Source organism: Glycocaulis sp. (assembly GCF_052168375.1).
Classification (GTDB): domain Bacteria; phylum Pseudomonadota; class Alphaproteobacteria; order Caulobacterales; family Maricaulaceae; genus Glycocaulis.
Genome location: NZ_JBQLZR010000084.1, coordinates 1 through 21,851, shown reverse-complemented (window position 1 = coordinate 21,851; position 21,851 = coordinate 1). Strand labels below are relative to the sequence as shown.

The 21,851-nt window shown below is 64.7% G+C and carries 21 protein-coding genes; 4 read left to right on the top strand and 17 right to left on the bottom strand.

Annotation, left to right across the window (positions count from 1 at the left end; all coding sequences use genetic code 11):
* A partial coding sequence (locus ACTS2Z_RS03250; protein ID WP_442571797.1) for an ammonium transporter occupies nucleotides 1-1,382 on the top strand: 1,382 nt, incomplete at its 5' end.
* Between the two features lie 88 nt (nucleotides 1,383-1,470).
* On the opposite strand, the gene ACTS2Z_RS03245 is transcribed toward ACTS2Z_RS03250, so the two are convergent.
* From ACTS2Z_RS03245 to ACTS2Z_RS03220, 6 genes are all read right to left on the bottom strand, one after another.
* Nucleotides 1,471-2,541, bottom strand: a complete 1,071-nt coding sequence (locus ACTS2Z_RS03245; protein WP_442571796.1) for a hypothetical protein — start codon at nucleotides 2,539-2,541, stop codon at nucleotides 1,471-1,473.
* Nucleotides 2,542-3,687 (bottom strand): beta-ketoacyl-ACP synthase III, encoded by a 1,146-nt coding sequence (locus tag ACTS2Z_RS03240; RefSeq protein WP_442571795.1) that lies wholly within the window; start codon nucleotides 3,685-3,687, stop codon nucleotides 2,542-2,544.
* Nucleotides 3,688-3,847: 160 nt separating this feature from the next.
* Nucleotides 3,848-4,069: a hypothetical protein gene (locus tag ACTS2Z_RS03235; protein ID WP_442571794.1), complete on the bottom strand. Its 222-nt coding sequence runs from the start codon at nucleotides 4,067-4,069 to the stop codon at nucleotides 3,848-3,850.
* Nucleotides 4,066-4,647 (bottom strand): DNA-3-methyladenine glycosylase I, encoded by a 582-nt coding sequence (locus tag ACTS2Z_RS03230; protein ID WP_442571793.1) that lies wholly within the window; start codon nucleotides 4,645-4,647, stop codon nucleotides 4,066-4,068. Before ACTS2Z_RS03230 ends, ACTS2Z_RS03235 begins: the two co-directional genes overlap by 4 nt.
* Nucleotides 4,648-4,711: 64 nt before the next feature.
* Nucleotides 4,712-5,962 (bottom strand): DNA polymerase IV, encoded by a 1,251-nt coding sequence (locus tag ACTS2Z_RS03225; RefSeq protein ID WP_442571792.1) that lies wholly within the window; start codon nucleotides 5,960-5,962, stop codon nucleotides 4,712-4,714.
* On the bottom strand, nucleotides 5,959-6,870 hold the full coding sequence (locus ACTS2Z_RS03220; protein ID WP_442571791.1) for an ROK family protein: 912 nt from the start codon (nucleotides 6,868-6,870) through the stop codon (nucleotides 5,959-5,961). The genes ACTS2Z_RS03225 and ACTS2Z_RS03220 overlap by 4 nt, the downstream gene beginning before the upstream one ends.
* Nucleotides 6,871-7,093: 223 nt before the next feature.
* Here ACTS2Z_RS03220 and ACTS2Z_RS03215 point away from each other — a divergent pair, with 223 nt between their 5' ends.
* Both ACTS2Z_RS03215 and ACTS2Z_RS03210 read left to right on the top strand, forming a co-directional pair.
* Nucleotides 7,094-7,459, top strand: coding sequence for a response regulator (locus ACTS2Z_RS03215; protein WP_442571790.1), 366 nt, complete (start codon nucleotides 7,094-7,096; stop codon nucleotides 7,457-7,459).
* 15 nt (nucleotides 7,460-7,474) lie between these two features.
* On the top strand, nucleotides 7,475-8,836 hold the full coding sequence (locus ACTS2Z_RS03210) for a PleD family two-component system response regulator (RefSeq protein ID WP_442571789.1): 1,362 nt from the start codon (nucleotides 7,475-7,477) through the stop codon (nucleotides 8,834-8,836).
* 49 nt (nucleotides 8,837-8,885) lie between these two features.
* Here the strand turns inward: ACTS2Z_RS03210 and rpmG are convergent, their stop codons facing one another.
* The 6 genes from rpmG to topA form a co-directional block, all read right to left on the bottom strand.
* Complete coding sequence (rpmG, locus tag ACTS2Z_RS03205; RefSeq protein WP_009800672.1) at nucleotides 8,886-9,053, bottom strand: 50S ribosomal protein L33; 168 nt, start codon at nucleotides 9,051-9,053, stop codon at nucleotides 8,886-8,888.
* 102 nt (nucleotides 9,054-9,155) lie between these two features.
* Nucleotides 9,156-10,322 (bottom strand): MFS transporter, encoded by a 1,167-nt coding sequence (locus ACTS2Z_RS03200; protein ID WP_442571788.1) that lies wholly within the window; start codon nucleotides 10,320-10,322, stop codon nucleotides 9,156-9,158.
* Between the two features lie 10 nt (nucleotides 10,323-10,332).
* Complete coding sequence (locus ACTS2Z_RS03195; RefSeq protein WP_442571787.1) at nucleotides 10,333-10,962, bottom strand: hypothetical protein; 630 nt, start codon at nucleotides 10,960-10,962, stop codon at nucleotides 10,333-10,335.
* Nucleotides 10,959-11,684, bottom strand: coding sequence for an NUDIX domain-containing protein (locus tag ACTS2Z_RS03190; protein ID WP_442571786.1), 726 nt, complete (start codon nucleotides 11,682-11,684; stop codon nucleotides 10,959-10,961). The genes ACTS2Z_RS03195 and ACTS2Z_RS03190 overlap by 4 nt, the downstream gene beginning before the upstream one ends.
* A 15-nt stretch (nucleotides 11,685-11,699) precedes the next feature.
* A complete protein-coding gene (gene rnr / locus ACTS2Z_RS03185; RefSeq protein WP_442571785.1) occupies nucleotides 11,700-13,952 on the bottom strand; it encodes a ribonuclease R in 2,253 nt (750 codons plus the stop codon).
* On the bottom strand, nucleotides 13,949-16,570 hold the full coding sequence (gene topA / locus ACTS2Z_RS03180) for a type I DNA topoisomerase (RefSeq protein WP_442571784.1): 2,622 nt from the start codon (nucleotides 16,568-16,570) through the stop codon (nucleotides 13,949-13,951). The genes rnr and topA overlap by 4 nt, the downstream gene beginning before the upstream one ends.
* A 195-nt stretch (nucleotides 16,571-16,765) precedes the next feature.
* On the opposite strand from topA, the gene ACTS2Z_RS03175 reads away from it, so the two are divergent.
* Nucleotides 16,766-16,969 (top strand): hypothetical protein, encoded by a 204-nt coding sequence (locus tag ACTS2Z_RS03175; RefSeq protein WP_442571783.1) that lies wholly within the window; start codon nucleotides 16,766-16,768, stop codon nucleotides 16,967-16,969.
* Here the strand turns inward: ACTS2Z_RS03175 and dprA are convergent.
* The 5 genes from dprA to ACTS2Z_RS03150 form a co-directional block, all read right to left on the bottom strand.
* Entirely contained in the window at nucleotides 16,958-18,067 is a 1,110-nt protein-coding gene (dprA, locus tag ACTS2Z_RS03170) for a DNA-processing protein DprA (RefSeq protein WP_442571782.1), read from the bottom strand. The two genes, ACTS2Z_RS03175 and dprA, sit on opposite strands and share 12 nt — an antisense overlap.
* Nucleotides 18,064-18,663 carry a glycerol-3-phosphate 1-O-acyltransferase PlsY gene (gene plsY / locus ACTS2Z_RS03165; protein WP_442571781.1) on the bottom strand — a complete coding sequence of 200 codons (600 nt, stop codon included), beginning with the start codon at nucleotides 18,661-18,663 and terminating at the stop codon, nucleotides 18,064-18,066. Before plsY ends, dprA begins: the two co-directional genes overlap by 4 nt.
* 4 nt (nucleotides 18,664-18,667) lie before the next feature.
* Nucleotides 18,668-19,951: a dihydroorotase gene (locus tag ACTS2Z_RS03160; RefSeq protein WP_442571780.1), complete on the bottom strand. Its 1,284-nt coding sequence runs from the start codon at nucleotides 19,949-19,951 to the stop codon at nucleotides 18,668-18,670.
* On the bottom strand, nucleotides 19,948-20,910 hold the full coding sequence (locus tag ACTS2Z_RS03155) for an aspartate carbamoyltransferase catalytic subunit (protein ID WP_442571779.1): 963 nt from the start codon (nucleotides 20,908-20,910) through the stop codon (nucleotides 19,948-19,950). Before ACTS2Z_RS03155 ends, ACTS2Z_RS03160 begins: the two co-directional genes overlap by 4 nt.
* A 64-nt stretch (nucleotides 20,911-20,974) precedes the next feature.
* Nucleotides 20,975-21,851 (bottom strand): AEC family transporter (locus tag ACTS2Z_RS03150; protein ID WP_442571778.1); only part of this gene is annotated, 877 nt, incomplete at its 5' end.

Genomic DNA, 21,851 nt, shown 5'->3' with positions numbered 1-21,851 from the left:
GGTGGCCGGGCGGAGCCAGCGGCTCCGCCTTGCCGCAATTGCGGGCATCTGCGCTTAACGAGCGGGCAGGCTGGCTGCTGCTGCAACGCAGCACGCGGGCGGGCGCTGACAAGGCGTCACTGCCGGACGCAGGCTCACCCCCTGTTTTTGGGCCAAGGGGTAATCCGCACATGGAAGACGCTGCCTTCTCCGCAGGCGATATCGCCTGGATTCTGACCGGCGCGGCGCTGGTCCTGATGATGACGGTGCCGGGACTGGCGCTGTTCTATGGCGGCATGGTGCGCCGGACGAGCGTGTTGTCGACCCTGATGCATTCGCTCGCTGCCGCAGTGCTGGTGACCGTCACCTGGGCGCTGGCAGGCTACTCGCTCGCGCTGACAGGGGATGGCGATTTCATTGGCGGTTTTGACCGGCTTTTCCTCGCTGGCCTTGCCCCGGACAATGATACGGGCGGTCTTCCCGAGCCGCTTTTCATCCTCTTCCAGCTCACCTTTGCCATCATTACGGTGGCGATCATTTCTGGCGCAGCGGCAGAGCGGATGAGCTTCAAGGCGTGGGTCATCTTTGTCCCGCTCTGGCTGCTTCTGGTCTATGCGCCGGTGGCCCACTGGGTATGGGGCGGGGGCTTCCTGCACCAGGCGGGCGTCATCGATTTTGCCGGCGGCGCCGTGGTGCACATCAATTCGGGCGTGGCCGGTCTGGTCCTCGCCCTGATGCTGGGCAAACGCCGGGGCTGGCCGAAGGAAGGTCACCCGCCGCACAATCTCGTGCTGACGGTGATCGGTGCAGGCCTGCTCTGGGTCGGCTGGTTCGGCTTTAATGGCGGCTCGGCGCTGGCGGCCAATTCGCTGGCAGCCCATGCTGCCCTGGTGACCCAGATTGCTGCCGCCGTTGCCGCTCTGGTCTGGGGCGGTCTGGAATGGGTGCTACGCGGCAAGCCAACGGTTCTGGGCGCGGCCTCCGGCGCGGTTGCCGGTCTGGTGGCGATCACGCCAGCGGCAGGTTTTGTCGGCCCGCAGGCGGCATTCGCGCTGGGCGCGGCCGGTGCCATAGCGGCCTATTTTGCCGTCACTGCGCTCAAGTCCGCGCTGAAATACGATGACAGCCTGGATGCGTTCGGCCTGCACGGCGTTGCCGGTTTTGCTGGCGCCGTGCTGACCGGCGTGTTCGCGAGTTCCGCCATCGGTGGCACGGCAGGGGCGATTGAAGGCAACTGGCTTTTGGTCTGGACGCAGACCTGGGGTGCGCTGGCCGCCGCTGCGTGGTGTGCGATCGGCACGTTTGTCATCCTCTTCCTCATCGGGCGCGTCGTGAAGCTGCGCATCGAGGAAGAATACGAAGTTACCGGTGTCGACATCGCGCTGCATGGCGAGAGCGCCTGACGACAATCCGGCTTTACCAGTCCTCCCTGACTGAAAACCCCGCCAGCTTTCACTGGCGGGGTTCTTTTTGTCAGCGTGCGCAGAAGTCTCAGCTCCATTCGCAAACCGCCAGGGCGGTCTTGAGCATGGCTACGAGCGCACGCGGCGAGGTGGTCTCCTGATTGGAATGGTAGTTCACCGTGGGCACTTGCAGGCTCGCGCCGGTGAATTCGCCCTTGGACTGTGCGGCAATCTTGCCGAGCTCTGTCATGCCGATGCCCTTGAGGGGCTGGCCGCGACGGGCGCGCGCCGCATTCTCCGCCTCGATGAAGGCATCCTTGAAGATGATGGGCGCACCGGCCTTTGCGGCTGCGCGCTCCACCCGCTCCACCATTGTTTCGTTGAAGCTGGCGCTGGCATCTCGGCGGCGCAGGATTACGGCGCCAGCCAACATGGCGGCAGAATCGTCAAACGGGCTGGTATCGAGTGCGAGCACGTCCTTGCGGGCCTTGAGACGCGCCGTGGCCCAGGCGAGGAAATGCGCCGCCGAGCGGCCAATCTCCTCCTCGGCAGTAAAGACGATGATGCCGGACAGCCCCAGCTCTGCAGCGATACGCAGGACCGCGACAGACACTGGATTATCGAGCTGGCCGGACACTTGCCCCCCGGCGCTACGGTCAAGCGCGCGGGCAAAGCTGACCGGGGTGCCGGGGCTCAAGGAGGGCAGGCCGGCAATGTCGAGAACGATGCGGCCTTCGCCATCAAGTCGTGCGCCCGACACATCGCCATAGGCGAGGCGCCCGCCAGTCTTGCGGTCATAGGCGAAGACTTCTTCGCCGCCATAGCGTTCATTGACGCGTGCAGCGAGGATTTCAGACGCCACGGCCTGCTCGCCATATTTTTCGTTCTTTACCGCATGGGCGGCATAGATGGCGGCTCCGTCAGGCGCGATGACCGCGCCGTGCCGGTCGACATGGGCGAGGAAAACCGGTCCGGGCCTGCCGGTGTCGATCACGCACAGATTGGCATGGCGCTCCGGCGAAAAGCCGAGGCCCGCAAAATCGCGCGCGAGATGATCGAGAAAGGGTGTCTCGTGGCCAACGACGCTGGGAAAGTCGAGATATTCGTTGGTCTTGGCCAGAATCCGCGCGGCGAGATCGATCTCGCCAGCCACGTTCATCTAGAGCTTCTCCACAAAGACGGTGCCTGCCGAATAGCCCGCGCCGAACGAGCAGATGACGCCCTTGTCGCCCGAGCCGAGATCCTCGGAGTGCTTGTGGAAGGCGATGATGGACCCCGCAGACGAGGTGTTGGCGTATTCATCAAGGATGGTCGGCGCGTCTTCGCCGCCGGCCTCGCGCCCGAACACCTTCCTGGCGATCATCAGGTTCATGTTGATATTGGCCTGGTGCAGCCAGACGCGCTTCATGTCGTCGGGCTGAAGGCCCAGATCGTCCATGTGCTCGCGGATCATGTCCGATACCATCGGTACGACTTCCTTGAACACCTTGCGGCCTTCCTGAACGAAGAGGCGGTCATCCTTGGGCGAGCCGTTCTGCAAGGGACGGTTGTCGCCGGTGGCGCGTTCGGTGCGGTTCAGGAAGCCGAAATTATTGCGGATATTGTTGGAGAACTGCGTTTTCAGGCGCGAGCCGATAATGCGCCAGCCGCCTTCGCCCAGTTCCGCGCGCTCCAGCAGCACGGCTGTTGCCACATCACCGAAAATGAAGTGGCTGTCGCGGTCGCGCCAGTTGAGGTGGCCGGACGTTATCTCCGGGCTGACCACCAGAATGGCGCGGGCATTGCCCGCGGCAATCATGTCTGCGGCGGCCTGCATGCCAAACGTCGCGGACGAGCAGGCGACATTCATGTCGAAGCCGAAGCCATGCTCCATGCCCAGCGCCATCTGCACCTCGATGGCAACGGCCGGATAGGCGCGCTGCATGTTGGAGGCGGCAACGATGATGCCGTCAATATCGGCGGGCGTGCGGCCGGCGCGCTCCAGCGCGTCGCGGGCAGCGTGCGCGCCGATCTCGGCAAGGATGGCGACTTCGTCATTGGAGCGTTCGGGGATGTTGGGCATCATCCGCGTGATGTCGAGAACGCCGTCCTTCTCTACCACATAGCGAGACTTGATGCCGGAGGCTTTCTCGATGAATTCGGCCGAGGAAGGCGTCAGTGCTTCCAGCTCGCCGCGCTCGATCTCTCCGGCATGTTCGGCATTATAGCGCTCGGCATAGGCATTATAGGCCGCAACCAGCTCTTCATTGGATATGGAGTGGGGCGGCGTCCACAGCCCTGTGGCGCGAATGACGGCTGCACTCATCGTAATCCCCGGACGATTCCTGATCGTTTATTGTTGCTTACCCTAGACCTCACCGGGCGCAAGTGTCGACCGTCGCGACGTCTACGGGGCTCCGCAATAGCCCAAATCGCGCCGGCGTGCATGTGGTATGCACACAACACCGGAGCGGCTTTCAATGGGCTCAGCCGTTGCGGCCGCCGCTGATCACACGGTGAATCGGCTCAGGCCGCTCGCGGATCACGCCGTCACCATCGGTGCACTGATATTCCAGAATACCGCTCGGCCCGTGGCGTCCGCCCATCTCGCAATCGCGGTCCAGCGCGTTCTCGGGCGGCCGGTTGGCACAGGCCGCCACGGTCAGTGCAGTGGTAATGGCAAAGATGGCAAGGGCGGTTCGTTTCATGATGGCCTCGACAGGGCTGCGCATTCCTCGTGGCGAAAACAGGTGACCAGATGGTCGTTGACCATACCGGTTGCCTGCATGAAGGCATAGACGATCACCGGGCCGCAAAACTTGAAGCCTTCCTTTTTCAGGGCCTTGCTCATCGCCTGGCTTGCCGGTGTCTCGGCGGGTACGGCATGGCGTTCGCTGAACCGGTTCTGGACCGGCTCGTCATCGACGAAATCCCACAGGAAGGGGCTGAAGGCCACACCGCGCTCGCGCATGGCGAGATAGGCCTTCGCATTGCCGATAGCGGCCTCGATCTTGGCACGTGAGCGGATGATGCCGGGATTGGCCAACAGGCGCGCAATGTCGGTCTCGTCGTAACGCGCCAGCGTTTCCGGATTGAAGCCGTCAAAGGCTTCCAGAAAAGCCTCGCGCTTTCGCAGAATGGTGATCCAGCTGAGGCCGGCCTGAAAGCCATCGAGGATCAGCTTGGCGAACAGGGCCTCGCTATCGCGTTCGGGCACGCCCCATTCGGTGTCGTGATAGTCGATATAGAGCGGGTCCTCACCCGGCCATGCGCAGCGATGGATCATTCCGCCTTCCCCTTTGATTATGTCAGCCAAGCACCGCTTGGGCTTGCGGCCAAGTGAACAAATCCTAATCGTCCTTCAGGGACCGCCCCTTGATCACGGCAGCCGGCCCGAAACGGGCGCGGGCCTTGTCCATGGCACGCTCGGCGGCGGCGCGCTTCAACCCGTCCGGATCCAGCAGGTCGCGCGCATCGCCGCTGGCTGGTTCCAGATCGCTGAACCCGATGCCGATGAGGCGGTAGAGCGGTCCTTCCGCCTCGGCGCGCAGGAGGTCGCGGCCCGCGCGGAAGAGTGTGTCGGCAAGCTGCGCCGGCTGGGTCAGTGTCCGGCGCCGTGTCAGCGAGCGAAAGGAGGCGGTCTTCAGTTTCAGCGTGACGACGCGTCCGGCAATGCCTTGCGCCTTCATCCGGTCAGCCACCTTTACACACAGCGGCCAGAGGCGCTTTTCCAGTACGTCATGGCGCCCCACATCATCGAAGAAGGTGGTTTCTGCCGACACGCTTTTGCGTTCGCCGTCACGGGCAACAGGGCGGTTGTCGATGCCCTGGGCCAACCGCCACAGGCGTGCGCCTGAAGGGCCGTGGCGGCGTACAAGTGCGTCTTCGCCTCTGGCGATGACATCGCCCAGCGTCCTCAACCCGTCGCGGTTGAGTGTGGCGGCAAAGGCCGGGCCGACGCCGAAGACGCTCTGAACCGGGCGCGGGCGCAGGAAGTCTACCGCCTCGGCCCGACCGATCACGGAAAACCCGTCCGGCTTGTCGAGTTCGGAGGCGGTCTTGGCGAGAAACTTGTTGTAGCTGAGGCCAACCGAAACGGTGACGCCCACCTCCGCCTTGATCCGGGCCGCCAGCTTCATCAGCGTGACGGCAGGCGGCTGACCATGCAGGCGCTGAGTGCCGGTGAGATCAAGGAAGGCCTCGTCGATGGATAGCGGTTCTACCGCTGGCGTCACGTCCTCCATCATCTCGCGGATGCGCTTGCCTTCTGCGGCGTAGAGGCTCATGCGCGGGCGGATGACGACCGCATCGGGACAGGCTTTGAGCGCCTTGAACATGGGCATGGCCGAGCGCACGCCGTGCAGGCGTGCCACATAGCAGGCGGTCGCCACCACGCCGCGCCGTCCGCCCCCGATGATGACCGGTTTGTCGGCGAGCGAGGGATCATCGCGCTTCTCGATCGAGGCGTAGAAGGCATCGCAATCGATGTGGGCAATGGAGAGGGTGTCGAGTTCGTCGTGGGCAAAGACCTTGCGCGAACCACACGCGCCACAACGTGGCGGCTCTGCAGGCGCCAGGCATGACCGGCAATAGCCGGTCATGGCCGTTGTTCCAGCGGCCACAGCCAGGCTGCGCCGCGTACGCCGGACGAATCGCCATGCCGGTTCACCACCACGCGGGTGCGCATCTCGTCGGAGAAGACATGCGGGGCGAGGCGCGCTTGCAGATCGGCTGCAAGCCCCGGCAGGTTCGACAGGCCGCCGCCGAGCACGATGACATCCGGGTCAAGCACGTTGACGATTGTCGAGAGTGAGCGGGCCAGCCGGCCGGCATGGCGTTCAAGGCTGGCGCGCGTTTGGACGTCTCCGCCAGCGGCCCTTGCGGCAATGGCATCGGCGGAGAGTGCCTCGCCGGTCATGCGTTCATGATCACGGGCCAGCGCGGGTCCGGAGCACCAGCTTTCCACACAGCCCTGGCGTCCACATCCGCAATCTGGGCCGGGGACTTCGTCGGCAGACGGGCGGGGCAGGGCGGTGTGGCCCCATTCGCCGGCAATCAGACCGCCACCTTCATGCAGCCTGCCATTAATGACGATACCGCCGCCGACCCCGGTGCCGGCGATGACGCCGAAGACACAATGTTCGCCTGCACCTGCGCCATCGACGGCCTCGGACAGGGCAAAGCAGTTTGCGTCGTTGGCGCAGCGCACGCTCTGTCCCAGAGCGGCCTCAAGGTCGCGGTCGAGGGCGTGGCCGTTCAGTTGCGAGGAGTTGGCATTGCGAACAAGGCCGGTGCGGGGATTGATCGAACCGGGATGGCCGACGCCGATCGTGACCGGGCCTGCGCCGGTTTGCTGGCGGATCGCGGCGACAAGATCGCGAATCGATTCGATCATCCCGACATAGTTTTTCGACGAGGCCGTGCGCTGGCGGGCCAGAATCGCCCCTTCTGCGTCCAGCGCTGCGGCTTCGATTTTCGTGCCGCCCAGATCAACGCCTATGCGGATCATGCGCCCTTTCCCGCCTGCAGCAGCCTCTGCGTGTTTTTGCCCGGCCCGGCAAAGCCTTGCCAGGCTGGGTTTCCCGGTGTTCTTATCTTGTTCCTTACCGGGTTCCTAGCGCCCGACTCATCGTTGATTAAGGAAAGTAGGGTTTACTCTCCCCCGGATGGTCAATCGCCCACGCCAAAGGCGGGGCAAACGGGGAAAGCGCGCGGTCGCCATGCTGCAGGTCATGTCCAAGAAAGTTCTTATCGTCGAAGATAACGAGCTGAACATGAAGCTTTTTCATGATCTGCTCGAGGCTCACGGCTACGAGACCTTGCAAACGCGCGAGGGGCTCAAGGCGATCGATATTGCCCGCGAACACCGACCCGATCTGATCCTGATGGATATCCAGTTGCCGGAAGTGTCCGGGCTGGACGTCACCAAATGGCTCAAGAGCGATGAGGAGCTTTCGGGCATTCCCGTCGTTGCCGTCACGGCCTTTGCCATGAAGGGGGATGAAGAACGTATCCGCGAGGGCGGCTGCGAGGGGTATCTCTCCAAGCCGATCACGGTGACGAGCTTCATCGAAACCATCCGCAAATTCATCGGCTAGGGAGGCTCCACGCCCATGAGTGCGCGCATCCTCGTCGTCGATGATATCGAGACCAACCGGCGCCTGCTTGAAGCGCGCCTGTCAGCCGAATATTTTGATGTGGTACTGGCAGCGTCCGGCGCGGAGTGCCTGGAAAAGGCCCGCGACACGATGCCCGACCTCATCCTGCTGGACGTGATGATGCCCGGCATGGACGGGTTCGAGACCTGCCGCCGGCTGAAAGCCGATGCCGCCACCCGCCATATCCCGGTCGTCATGGTGACCGCGCTGGACCAGCGCGAGGACCGTGTGAAGGGCCTCGAAGCGGGCGCTGACGAGTTTCTCACAAAGCCGGTCAATGATGTGGCACTGTTTGCGCGCGTGCGCTCGCTGCTGCGTCTGAAGGAAGTACTCGACGAGCTGCGCTTGCGCCATGAAGGCGCACTGGCCGAATCCGGCGTCGAGGATAGTGACCTTGAAGGTCCGGCCATCGTCATCGTGGCTGCCGGCGACGATGTTGCTGCCGAGCGCCTGTCCGGCAAGCTGCCCGGCGGCTTTGCGCCGCGGCCCATCGGCGACCCTGCCGGGGTGGTGAAGGCTGCGCGGGCCGGTGCCGAACTGGTCCTCATTGATCTGGCCACCGCAAAGTTCGATGCGCTGCGTGTCTGCGCGCGTATCCGCTCCGACGCGATCACGCGCCATACGCCGATCATCTGCGTGGTTGATCCCGATACGCCGCAGGACATGGTCCGCGCGCTTGATCTGGGTGTCAGCGATGTGGTGACGCGCCCTGTCGATCCGGGCGAGCTGGCAGCGCGTCTGAATACCCAGCTCAAGCGCAAGCGCTACGCCGAGCAATTACGCGAGCGGCTGGAGGAGAGCCTGGAGATGGCGGTCATTGATCCGCTCACCGGGCTCTATAACCGCCGCTATATGGGCTCGCGCCTGCGTCAGGCGATTGATGCCTGGGAATCCAGCGCGGAAACGGTGTCGGTCATCCTGTTCGATATCGATCATTTCAAGCGCATCAACGACACGTGGGGTCATCAGGCCGGTGACGAGGTGCTGCGTGCCTTTACCGAGCGGATGAACAGCCAGCTTCGTGCCCTTGACATTGCCGGGCGCCATGGCGGCGAGGAATTCATGGTGGTCCTGTCCGGCGCGTCCGAGCGCGAGGCGATGGAGGCGGCAGAACGGGTGCGTGCAGCGATTGCCCGGACACCCTTCCGCATTGCCAGCGCCGGGATTTCCGTTGATGCCACGACGAGTGCGGGCGTTGCCGAGATCATGCACGGCGACACGCCCGAACGCCTGATCGCGCGCGCCGATGCGGCGCTTTATCAGGCCAAGGCCCAAGGGCGCAATCAGGTCATGGTGGCACAGAAAAAGGCCGCGTGAGGATCACGCGGCCTTTGTCATGAGCCTGTCAGTGGTGGCAGGGGCAGATCTACTTGATCTTGCCTTCCTTGAATTCCACGTGCTTGCGGGCGACCGGATCGTACTTCTTCAGCACGAGTTTCTCGGTCATGGTGCGCGCGTTCTTCTTGGTCACGTAGAAGTAACCCGTGCCAGCCGTCGAATTGAGGCGGATCTTGATGGTTGTCGGCTTGGCCATGTCACTCACCTGAAATTGGGTAGCCGCATCCGGACTGACCGGACGCTTCGCGAGCGCGCGAAAATACGCATGTTCGCTAGGGTGTCAATGGCGCTGATGCGTTCAGCGCCGCCAGCTCTTCAATGCCATGGGCAGGTAGATCGCGGCCACCAGCGACAGGGCCAGCAGGAAGCCGTGCGGATCGATCCAGTCCATGGCGAGGCCGCCGAGCGGCGGACCGATCAGCGAACCTGATCCATAGGCGAAGATGAAGGCGGCATTGGCGGCGGCAAGCTGGCCGGCGCTGACCCTTTCCCCGATGACCGACAGGCCCACCGTGTAGAAGGCGCTGGCGAGCCCGACATAGAGGAAGATGAGCGGGAAGAGGGCAAACCCGAACCCGCTTGAGGCAATGATGAGAAGCGGGATGGTCACCGCCCCGCCCGTGATCAGAGCAAGCGTGCGCATCCGGCCTGCACGGTCGGCGAAATTGCCAATCGGGATTTGCAGGCACAGCGCGCCCAGCGCTCCGGTCGTCATCAGAAGGCCGACCATCATGGTGGTCAGGCCGATGCGGTCGCCATAAACCGGCATCAGCGCAAAGAAGCTGTTTTCCAGCGCCCCGAAAAGAAAGCCGGCGAGAATGGCCGCCGGAGCCAGCCGCGCGGTTGTCAGCATGGCACGAGGGCTGCCTTCGTCCTTGTCCGGGGCTATCAGTTCCGGGCCGCGCAGGAAGACAACGGGCAGGACGCCGAGCGCGTAAATCGTGGCCGCCGCGATCCAGGGCGCCCAGCCTTCCGATCCCAGAAATGCCAGCAAAAGCCCCCCGGAGCCGAACCCGGCCGAGAGGACCGTCGCATAGACGGCCAGCAGGGAGGCGCGCCGTTCGGGCCGGGCGAGCTGGTTGATCCAGGTCTCGCTGGCTATGAAGACGATCGTCACCGCAATGCCGATGACGAAACGTGTGGCAAACCACACCCACACTTCGCGCAAAGCCGGAAAGAGCAGGATGCCGCCTGCAATCAGGGCAAGGCTCCCCGCCAGGAGCACACGCGGCGCAATGCGCGAGAAGAAGCCGGGGATGAAGGGGGTGGCGAGAATCATCGCCAGCGCAGCGGCCGCCGCATTGGCACCTGCCAGGGCGCCTGAACCTGTCATGGCTTCCAGATTGAGCGAGATAAGCGGCATCAGCAGGCCGAACCCGCATCCGGCAAGGCCGCCGCACATTATCGCGACCACCAGTGAGCGGGTACGGGCATGCGTGTCAGCGATGAGGAAGGATAGCGCCATGAGGCGCAGTCTATAGCCCGGTCAGTTGCAGGCGTCCCGCCTGATTTCGCACATGGAGCGGCTTTATTGGCATGCCGGATGCCGCCTCGCGGGCGAGTGCAGCGAAGGCTTCAAGTTCCGGCTGGCGCAGGCGCGATTCCAGCTCCGCTTCGCTGACCCAGACGGCCCGGCCGCCCGGCGTTGAGGGAAACAGCGCCTGGACAGCGTGGGCGCGCGCTATTGCGAACAGGCGAACATGCCAGCGTGAACCGTCAGGCTGGCTAAAGACACTGCGGCCCAGATAGCTCAGGCCCTGCCGGTCCGGGGCGAGGGCGTGGCGGGCTGCCCGGCCCCATAGACCGGCGCGCGCCGGGGCGTCCATTGCGTTCAGGGCGGGCGCAGCAAAAAGCAGGCCGAGCCGGGCGTGGGCGGCACTCAGGGCCGCATCGGTAAAGGCGTCGGCTGGCAGGCTGCGTACTCCAAGATGCCGGGCGGGTATGTCGGCGGGTGCTCCTGCAGGAACAGCGCTGGCACGGGTCACCGGTGCAAAGGCCAGCGGCAAGGCATCGGGCAAGGCAGGCAGGGCGAAAAGGCCGGCAGCTGTGTCGACGACAAAGAGAGCGGCAGCGGCCCGGGGGCGTGCGGGTGAATTGCCCGTCATAGCGGGTCGACGCGCGGGCCTTTCGGCGTCACGCGGGCGCAGCGGACCGGGGCAGGGCCTTTCATGTGGCCGGCAAGCTCTGCCAGCACGAAGCGGGTGATGATCGGCAGGTCCAGCGAGCCGGTTTCCTCCAGTGGCACCCAGCGCACATCTTCCAGCTCGCTTGCGGTGAACGCATCGGCGCGGGCGGCGACGGCCTCTTCGGGCGCACGGAAGAACCAGGCATCAAACCGGCGCGGGCGGCCTGGCGGGGTGATGGCTCTGGCCACCAGATCCAGCGGAGCGGCTGCGGGTGCAAGACCGGCGGCGGCAAAGGGCTGCCAGGCCGGGCGGGGGCGGGAAATCGTGCCGCTTTCGCCGATGAGTAGCCCCGTTTCCTCTGCCGTTTCGCGGATTGCCGCCGCCGCGGCGGCGCGTGCACGGCGTTCGGTCATGCAGCGCGTCAGCACTTCGCGCACCGGCCCGGCCGGTTCGCTGGCGAGCGGCGCATAGCCGTCTGCCCGGTCAACCCGTCCTCCGGGAAATACATACTTGCGTGGCATGAAGACGTGATCGCCCGAGCGCCGCCCGAACAGAATCTCGGTCGTGCCATTGGCGCGTTGGCGAGTGAGTATCAGCGAGGCGGCAAGGGCGGGCTTGCGCACCGAGGGGTGCGGCTTCACGCCGGGGCGTTCATTGCCTTCCGAATGGCGTGTCGGGTCGAAAGGGTTAGTCCTGGCCACTTGTCTTTTTCGTCTCTACCGCCGCCGTCTGGATTTGTTGGCCCTGTCCCGGCCTGCCGGCGGGCGTCCGCCCTTGCGGCGGCCCATCGGCTTTCTGCCCGGTTCGGGCGGGGTCAGTATGTCCACCAGCAGCCCACCCGTCACCGGTGTTGCCTCGTTCAATCGCACATGCACGCTCATGCCGAGGCGGTAGGTGGCACCGGTATTCTCGCCGATCAGCGCATGGGAGGCGGGATCGTGGTGGAAGTATTCCCGGCCGAGGCGCGACACCGGGCACAGCGCGTCCGCGCCCGTTTCGGTCAGCCGGATGAAGGCGCCAAAGCGTGTGACGCCGGTAATGCGGCCTTCAAACTCTGCGCCCACACGGTCGGCGAGATAGCCTGCAATGAACCGGTCAGTTGCGTCGCGTTCGGCAGCCATGGCCCGGCGTTCGTTCGAGGTTGTCTCCTCGGCGATCACCTGCAGGGAGGCGCGTTCCTCGTCCGTCGTGCCGTCGCGGCCCAGCTTGAAGGCCTGGATCAGTGCCCTGTGAACAGTCAGGTCGGCATAACGCCGGATCGGCGAGGTGAAGTGGGCGTATTTATCGAGGTTCAAGCCGAAATGGCCCAGATTGCGGGTATCGTAGATGGCCTGTGACTGGCTGCGCAGGACGACCTCGTTAACCGTCTCGTAGTGCGGGCCGCCCTTGGCGCGCTCCAGTACCTGATTGAAGCGCTTCGTGGTCAGACGTTCACCGCGCGCCCAGCTCAGGCCCACTGTCGGCAGGAAGTCGGACAGGGCTTCGATCTTCTCTGAACCCGGCTCGTCATGGACCCGGTAGATGAGGGGCGTGCGCGCCGCCTCCAGCGCTTCGGCGGCGGCCACGTTGGCCTGGATCATCATTTCTTCGATCAGCTTGTGCGCATCAAAGCGCTCGCGGGTTTCCACCGCGATGACCGAGCCGTCCTCGCCAATGCGCACCTTGCGTTCGGGCGCATCAATCTCCAGCGGTTCGCGGATCGCGCGGGCTTTCTGCAAGGCGGCATAGGCGCCCCAGAGCGGCTCCAGCACGTGTTTCTTCAGCGTTTCGGCCTTGCCGGTGCCGCGCCCGTCAATGGCGGCCTGCGCCTCTTCATAGGAGAGCTTTGCAGCCGAGCGCATCCACCCGCGCAGGAAGCGGTGGGCGCGCTTGTTGCCGTTGCGGTCAAAGACCATGCGCACGGCAAGGCAGGGGCGGTTCTCCCCCTCGCGCAGGGAGCACAAATCGTTGGACAGGCGCTCGGGCAGCATCGGGACCACGCGGTCGGGCAGGTAAACCGATACGCCGCGCTTGCGGGCGCCCTTGTCGAGCGCGGAGCCGCCCTGCACATAGGCCGCGACATCGGCAATGGCGACAATGACCACCCAGCCATCCTTGTTGGCCGGGTCTTCGTCAGGCGCGGCCCAGACAGCGTCGTCATGGTCCTTGGCGTCAGCGGGGTCGATGGTGATGAGCGGGATGCCTGTCAGGTCCTCGCGGTCCTTCGCCGTCACCGGCTTGATCGCGCGCACTTCCTTTTCTTCCGCGTCGGCAAAGCCTTGCGGAATGCTATGTTCTGCCAGAGCGATCACAGAACCGGCGCGCGGGCTGTCGGCACTGCCGAGCACTTCCTCGATAACGCCGGTTTTCAGGCCATGGGCACGCTCAGAGGCAAGACGCACCATGACGAGGTCGCCATCCTTCGCGCCCGTGCCTTCCCCCTTGGCCGGGAGCAGTTCGTGCTTGGTACGACGGTCAACGGGGACGAGGCGTGCGCCGCCACGCCCGGTCTCGCGATAGACGCACAGGATGCGGTGCGCCGAGCGGCCAAGCTTGCGCATGACGGTCGCGTAGTATTCATCGCCTTCGCGTTCCAGGCGGGCGAGAAACTTGTCGCCCACGCCCAGCGCGCTTTCCCGCTTGCCGCCTGTGCCCTGTCCGGGCGCGAGGCGAATGATCGGCGCATCGCCATCCATGCGAACTGGTCGGCAGATCAGCTCACCGTCGACATCACGGTCGACCACTTCGACGACTGTCACCGGCGGCAAGCCGCCCCGGATGACATAGGATTTCTGGCCAGTCCGGGTAATGGCGCCTTCGGTCTCCAGCACTTTCAGTGCTGATTTCAGCGCAATCTTTGCATCGCCCTTGAGCGAGAGGGAACGGGCGATTTCACGCTTGGTGAACCGCCCTTCGCCCAGCCGGATCGCTTCCAGCACTGCCTCGCGGGTAAACCCGCCTGTCGTGAAAGGATCGTTGTCCCGGCTCACTTACCGCTCGCTTTCGCCTTCGTGGCGGTTTTCGACTTCGCCGGCGCCTTTTTGGCGGCTGGCTTTTTCGCGCCGGCTTTCTTCGGCGCTGCCTTCTTCGCCGGGGCCTTGCGCTTGCCCTTGGCAGAACCGGCCTTGGCGGTGATCAGTTCCACGGCCTGTTCCAGCGTCACGTTTTCCGGCGTGATGTCCTTGGGCAGGGTGGCATTGACCTTTTCCCATTTGACGTAAGGCCCGTAGCGCCCGGCCATGACCTGTATCGGCCCGCCATCGGGGTGCTCGCCAAGTTCTTTCAGCGGCGCTGCCGCGGCAGCACGTCCGCGCCCGCCATTGGCTTTCTTGTCCTCGATCAGGGTCACGGCGCGGTTGATGCCGATCTCGAAAACCTCGTCGATGGAGGGAAGGTTGGCATAGGTGCGGCCATGCTTGACGAAGGGGCCGTAGCGGCCAAGCCCGGCCTCGATCATCTCGCCATCATCGGGGTGCGGCCCGACCTGTCGCGGCAGGTCGATCAGCATGACCGCCTTTTCGAGGGTCAGCGAAGCCGGGTCCCAGCCCTTGGGCAGGGAGGAGCGGCGCGGCTTGTCCTCACCCGCCAGCTTCATTTCCAGATAAGGGCCGAAACGGCCATCTTTCAGATAGATTGTTTCGCCATGCTCTGGGTGAGTGCCGATCTCGCCATCACCCTCGATGACGGACTGCGCTTCGCCGCCGCCAAGCGGACGGGTGAAGCGGCAATCGGGATAGTTGGAGCATCCGACGAACGCGCCGTGCTTGCCAAGGCGCAGCGAGAGCGTTCCTTCATTGCAGGAGGGGCAGAGCCGGGCGTCCTTGCCGTCCTCGCGGGGCGGAAAGATAAGCGGCGCCAGCGCCTCGTTCATCGCATCGATGACCTGACCGACGCGCAAGTCTGCAATGCCTTCGACATTGGCGGAGAAATGCTCCCAGAACCGGCGCAGCAATTCCTTGTAGGGCATCTCGCCCGCCGACACCTTGTCGAGCTGGTCTTCCAGATCCGCCGTGAAGTCGTACTCGACATAGCGGGTGAAGAAGTTTTCCAGGAAGGCGATGACGACGCGGCCCTTGTCTTCAGGGACAAAGCGCTTGTCTTCCATGCGCACATAGTCGCGGTCGCGCAGGACCGAGAGGACCGAGGCATAGGTGGAGGGGCGGCCAATGCCGAGCTCTTCCATCTTCTTGACCAGCGTGGCCTCGGTGTAGCGCGGCGGCGGCTGGGTAAAGTGCTGCTCGGTGAAGGTCTGGGCGGCTTTTGCGCCGGAACCCTGCTTCACGGCAGGCAGGCGGGCTTCGCCGTCTTCGTCCGCATCGTCGTCCAGGCCTTCGCGATAGAGCGCAAAGAAGCCATCGAACGTGATGACCGAGCCGGTTGCCCGCAAGGCGAGCTTGCCGCCATCGGCTTCAAGATCGATTGTGGTTCGTTCCAGCCGGGCGCTTTCCATTTGGCTTGCGACAGCGCGCTTCCAGATCAGCTCGTAAAGGCGGGCCTGATCGGATTCGAGGCGCAAGGAAGAGGGGTGGCGCAGGAAGCTGGTCGGGCGGATGGCCTCGTGGGCTTCCTGGGCGTTCTTGGCCTTGGACGAATAGGCACGCGGCACATCCGGCACGTATTCGTCGCCATATCGCTCGCCAATGGCCTTGCGGGCCTGGTTCACCGCGCTGCCGTCCATGGAAACGCCATCTGTCCGCATATAGGTGATGAGGCCGGTCGTCTCGCCGCCAATATCGATACCTTCATACAGGCGCTGGGCGACACGCATGGTGCGCGCGGCGTCGAAGCCGAGCTTGCGCGAGGCTTCCTGCTGCAGCGTCGAGGTGGTGAAGGGCGGCGGGGGATTGCGCTTTGTCGGCTTGGCCTCGACCGCAGCAATCGTGAAGCTCGCCGCTTTCACCGCCGTCTCGGCAGCGCGGGCCGTCTTTTCGTCGCCGATCGTTAGGCGGGTGATCTTCTTGCCGTCGAACTGGGACAAGCGCGCCCGGAACGGGTCCGAGCCGTCAGCCGTGACATCGGCCTCGACAGACCAGTATTCCTGCGGCGTGAAGCGCTCGATCTCGCCTTCGCGCTCGGTGATCAGGCGCAGCGCTACGGATTGCACGCGGCCGGCAGAACGGGCGCCGGGCAGCTTTCGCCAGAGGACCGGCGACAGGGTGAAGCCTACAAGATAATCCAGCGCGCGCCGGGCGAGATACGCCTCGACCAGCTCCATATCCACATCGCGCGGATTGGCCATGGCGTCCTGCACGGCATTCTTCGTAATGGCGTTGAAGGCGACGCGGCGGACAGCCTTGTCCTTCAGCGCGCGGCGCTTGGTCAGCGCTTCAAGCAAGTGCCAGGAGATCGCTTCGCCTTCCCTGTCCGGGTCGGTGGCGAGGATCAGCGTGTCATGGTCCTTTAGCGCATCGGCGATGGCCTTCACCTTCGGCGCGGCGCGGGCATCGACCTCCCACTCCATCGCGAAGTCCTCGTCGGGGCGGACCGAGCCATCCTTTGCAGGCAGGTCGCGCACATGGCCGAAACTGGCCAGCACGACGAAATCCTTGCCGAGATATTTGTTGATGGTCTTGGCCTTGGCAGGCGACTCAACGACGACGACTGTCATGAAATGCGATACGCCCTTTTTCGTGAAGGAGAGGCTGGCCGCCCGGCGCGCGAAAGTGGGGGCGCTTCCCGTTCAAGTCAACACAGCCTTGTTTCACACGAGCGTCACACACGCAAAGCGTGTATATTATATTTATTGCACTTTAAGGAAAATGCGGCACAGTGAGCGCAAGCAGTTCAGACGGGTTCCCCTCCCATGACGCATGATTCCTCCCACTTGCCTGCCGGTGCCTCCTCCAGCCTGGTCGCTGACTATCTCGTCGACCTTTTGCGATCCATGTCAGCGCTGGCAGATGCCGCTGACCTCAATCGCTCGAAAGCGGCCATAGATGGCGCGCTGGAAGTGGTGCTGGCCGAAAGTTCAGGCCGCACGCCAGCCCGGGCGCGCTCAGCAGGCTAGGCGTACACTGCCGCCGGGATCGATCTCACAGCGCCCGGCCAGTTCCAGCTCAACAAGAGCCGCAAGCACGATACGGGCAGGCGCGCCGCTCAGGCGCACCAGCTCGTCGCGCGAAATGGGCGAGGGCGAAAGCAGGGCCGCGACGCGCTCGCGAACGGCGTCTGTAGCACCCGATTCGTCCGGATCGTCTTCATACCCATCGCGCCCGCTCTCTCCGACCGAGGCGCGCTTGAGCCCGGAGAGGATGGCAATGACATCCTCTACGCTTTCGATCAGGGCCGCGCCTTCGCGCAGGAGCCGGTTCGTTCCTTTCGCGCGGGGATCAAGCGGAGAGCCGGGCACGGCCATGACCTCGCGGCCCTGTTCCAGCGCATAGCGCGCAGTGATGAGCGAACCGGAGCGCTCGGCAGCCTCGACGACCACCACGCCCAGTGAGAGGCCAGAAATCAGACGGTTGCGGCGCGGAAAGTCACGCGCCTGCGGGGAATAGCCGGGCGGCGATTCGCTGATGAGCAGGCCCTGCTCTGCTATGGCGGCGTGAAGATCGCGATGTTCGGGCGGGTAAATGCTCGTCAGGCCACCTGCCAGAACTGCCACGGTCCCAGTCTCAAGGCTGGCGGCGTGCGCTGCGCCGTCTATGCCGCGGGCGAGGCCGGAGACCACGATGACGCCATGCTGGCCCAGCCCGCCCGCAAGCTGGCCGGCAAAGCGCAGGCCGACGCCGGATGCGCTGCGGGCACCGACCATCGCACAGGCGGCGCGGTCAGAGAGGTCCAGCGGTCCGAGCGTCGTGATGACAGGCGGCGGCGGATCAAGGACAGCAAGCCCGTCTGGAAAGTCCGGCTCGCACGCGCACAAAAGGCGGGCACCGATACGGTCAAGCCAGTCCTGCTCGGCCTCGGCTTCATCGCGTGAAGCAGGGACGAGGGCGGTTGTACGACCGCCCTTGCGCGCAAGGTCTGGCAGGGCATCCAGAGCAGCCTCGGCGGTGCGGAAGCGCTTGATCAGCTCGTTGAAGGTAACAGGTCCAACCCCGCGCGTGCGGGCCAGTCTCAGCCAGGCGGTACGACCGGCGGGGCTGAGCGTCGTGCGCTTCACCCCTTCTTCGCTCCGATATGCGGCTCCTCACCGCGCAGGAGGCGGGCGATATTGTCCTTGTGTCGCCACCAGAGAAGGGCTGCGAGGAAGAGCGCCAGCACGGCGACGTCGGGACGCCCGAAGGCCAGTGCCAGAGCCGGCGCAGCGGCAGAAGCCGTCAGCGCGCTCAGCGAAGAAATCCGTAATACGAGAGCCATGCCGAGCCAGGTCGCGCAGACCAGCAGGCCGACCGGCCAGAGCACGGCCAGCAGCACGCCGAGAAATGTCGCGACGCCCTTGCCCCCCTTGAATCCCAGCCAGACCGGGAAGCAATGGCCGAGGAATGCCGCTCCGCCTGCGATCAGTCCGGCGGTCGGCGACACGGCCAGAGTGAAAACCAGCGCAGCGATACCGGCCTTGCCGCTATCGAGCACCAAAGTGGCAAGTGCGAGATCTTTGCGGCCCGTGCGCAGCACGTTGGTCGCGCCGATATTGCCGGAGCCGACGCTGCGGATATCGCCCAGGCCGGCGAGCTTTACCAGCACAAGGCCAAAGGGGATGGAGCCGAGCAGATAGCCGCCAATTGCGGCTAGGATCAGGAGAAGTTCGGCTGGCAAGGGTCTACTCCGCGAAACCCGGACGGGCATACACCATGGCCCCGTCGACCACGCTCATCAATACCCGGCCCTGAAGGCGGCGGCCCGCAAACGCGGTCGGCGCGGGGCTTTCCAGCCCCTCGCGGCCATAGACATTGGGCATGTCAGGCGCAAACAGGACGAGGTCTGCCGGAGTGCCTTCGACAAGCCGCCCTTGCGGCAGGCCCAGAAGCTCTGCCGGGTTGGCGGTAAGCGCCTTGAGGCCTGCCATCAGCGGCAACTGGCCGTCTGCATCCAGCGTGCACAGGACCGGGATCAGGGCTTCAAGGTTCGCCGAGCCTGGCGCTGCGTCGGAGAACGGGTTGGCTTTGGCTTCCAGCGCCACGGGAGTGTGGGCCGAGGCGATCACATCGATGAGCCCTTCTGCGATGCCGGCGAGCAAGGCCTGACGGTCTTCCTCGCTGCGCAGGGGCGGCTCAAGGCGGTAGGCCGGATCGAGATTGCCGGTATCGACCTCATTGAAAATAAGGTGGGTAAGCGGCGTGCTGGCTGTCATGTCGAGGCCGCGCTTTCGCGCGGCGCGCACGGCTTCGATGCCGTCGGCGGTGCTGATTTCCTCGACCATGATGCGGGCACCCGTCAGTTCGGCCAGAACTGCGAGGCGTTCGACGCCGATGCGCTCGGAGAGTCCGGGCCGGGTGGAGAGGCCAAGACGCACGGCCATGGCGCTTTCATGGGCTACCGTACCGGCGCTCAGATGAATGTCTTCCGGGCTGAGGCCCACTAGCGCATCGAACGTGCTGGCATAGCTCAGCAGGTTTCGCAGGAAGCGCGTGTCGGCAAGGATGTCGCCGCCACTGGAAACCATCGCCGCGCCCGCGCGCAACATCAGGCCGATCTCGGCCATGTCACCAGATGAGGTATGCGTGCGTGCCGCGCCCATCAGCCGGACGGGCGCTTGCAGGGCGCGATAGCTGATCCAGTCCATGTCTTCCGGCCGGATCAGGCCTGAACCGCTTGAGGCCGAGAGGACCAGCGTGCCCACACCGGCCGCTGCCGCCGTCCGCACAGTCGCATCTAGGCTTTCAATCCCGGAGCGGCCCGGCTCGCTGGCGCGCGCGCCAATATCGATGAGGGCCGGGGCGAGCACCGCGCCGTCAGCCTCGATCACCGTGTCATCGGCTTCAGGCGACAGGCCGGTGCCCAGAGCATCGATGAGGCCGCGCGCGATGCGTACATCGCCTTCGCGGTCCATGCCGCTTGCCGGATCGATCAGGCGGGCATTGGCGATGAAGAGGGCGCCGCTCATGGCCGGATCTCCTGCATCCCACGACCGGCGAGAAGCTCCAGCATCGCCATGCGGATGGCCACACCGGCCTCCACCTGATCGAGGATCAGGGAGATGTCCGTGTCGTCGGCGAGGGCCGAAGTGATCTCGATCCCGCGATTCATCGGGCCTGGATGCATGACGATGCAGCCCTCGTTTGCGAGTGCCAGACGGTTGTGATCAAGGCCGTAAAGGGCTGCGTACTCGCGTGCAGAGGGGATGAGGCCGGCGCTCATCCGCTCGCGCTGAAGGCGCAGCACCATGACCGCGTCGCAGCCCTCCACCGCAGCTTCGACCGAATGAAAGACGGTTGCGCCCCAACGGTCAGCATCGGCGGGCAGCAGGCTTGCCGGACCGCACAGGCGAATATCGGCATTCATCAGGGACAGCAGGGCGACATTGGAACGCGCGACGCGCGAATGCAGGATGTCGCCAATGATCGCGATGCGCTTGCCGCCCACATCGCCCAGCTGCTCGGTCAGGGTAAAGAGGTCCAGCAAGGCCTGCGTCGGGTGCTCATTGGCACCGTCGCCGGCATTGAGAGTAGAAACACCGGTCGTCTGCTGGAAGAAGGCTGCCGCGCCGGGGCTTTGATGGCGCACGACCAGCAGGTCAGGGCGCATCGCCGCCAGCGTGTAGGCCGTGTCGGCGAGGCTCTCGCCTTTCTTCAGTGAAGCATTTCCAGCGGAGAAATTGACCACATCGGCCCCGAGGCGCTTTGCGGCAATCTCGAAGCTGGCAAGCGTCCGTGTGGAAGCCTCAAAGAAGAGGTTGATGACCGTCAGGCCCTTGAGGCTCGCATGCTTCTTGTCGGTCTCGCGATTGCGCAGCAAATGGGTGCGGGCGCTATCGAAAATGATTTCGAGATCAACGCGGTTGAGAGCGGAAGCCGCCAACAGTCCGCGATGGGGGAAGGTGTAGCTGTAATCACCCTGTCCCATGCATGGCTCCGCTGCTGATGCGGTTGCGCGGTATAGTGGTGTGTGGCGCGCGCGGCAAGCGTTCCTAGCCCAAAAGCGTCAGCGCGGTGAGGATGGGCAGAGCAATCGCGCTGGCCAGCACGGTAAGCGTGATCATGCCCGCCGTAAGGCCCGTCTCGCCGTCAAACTCGGTCGCGACGGCATAGACGAAGGCGGCTGACGGTCCGCCAAGTGCCAGCACCAGCAGGGTCTGAGCACCGGCATCGACGCCGATGAACCCGGCCGCCAGCAGCACCGCTACCGGAACGGCGAGCGACCTTATCAAGGCAGCGCTGAAAAGAAGCCGGATGCGGCCCTTCAGGGCCGCAAAGTCGAGGCCGGCGCCCATGCAGATCAGCACAAGTGCCAGCGAGCCATAGCCTGCAAGATCAAGCGGGGAGAGCAATGTTTCCACCAGCACGGCAGGCAGGACGGGCGGCAGGATTGACGCGATGAGTGCGACGGCAACCGCTAGCAGGCAGGCGATCAGCACTGGATCGCGCATCAGTGCGGGCAGCGCTTTCCTCATGCCGCCATCGCGCGAGCCTGCGAACGCCAGCACGATGATTATGGTGGCCAGCACAAGAGACGGCGCGGCGATGGTGCCTGTCCATTGCAGCGAGGCTTCACCCTGCAAGCGGTCCGCCAGGGTAAAGAAGAGCACCACATTCCAGACGCAGCACACGGCGACCAGCGCCGCGGTTTCCCGCGCGCTCGCCTTCATCAGGCGGGCAACGCCTAGCGACAGGACAAGGCCGAGGAGGATGCCGCCGGCCGATACGGCAAGGACGGGCAGGGCGCCTGCCTGCATAAGGTCGGCGCGCGCAATGGTGACAAACAGCACGCAGGGCAGCAGGACGCGGTAGTTCAACAGGTTGATGCCGCGCCATTGGCCGTCGGGGATGACCTGCCACCGCCGCAAG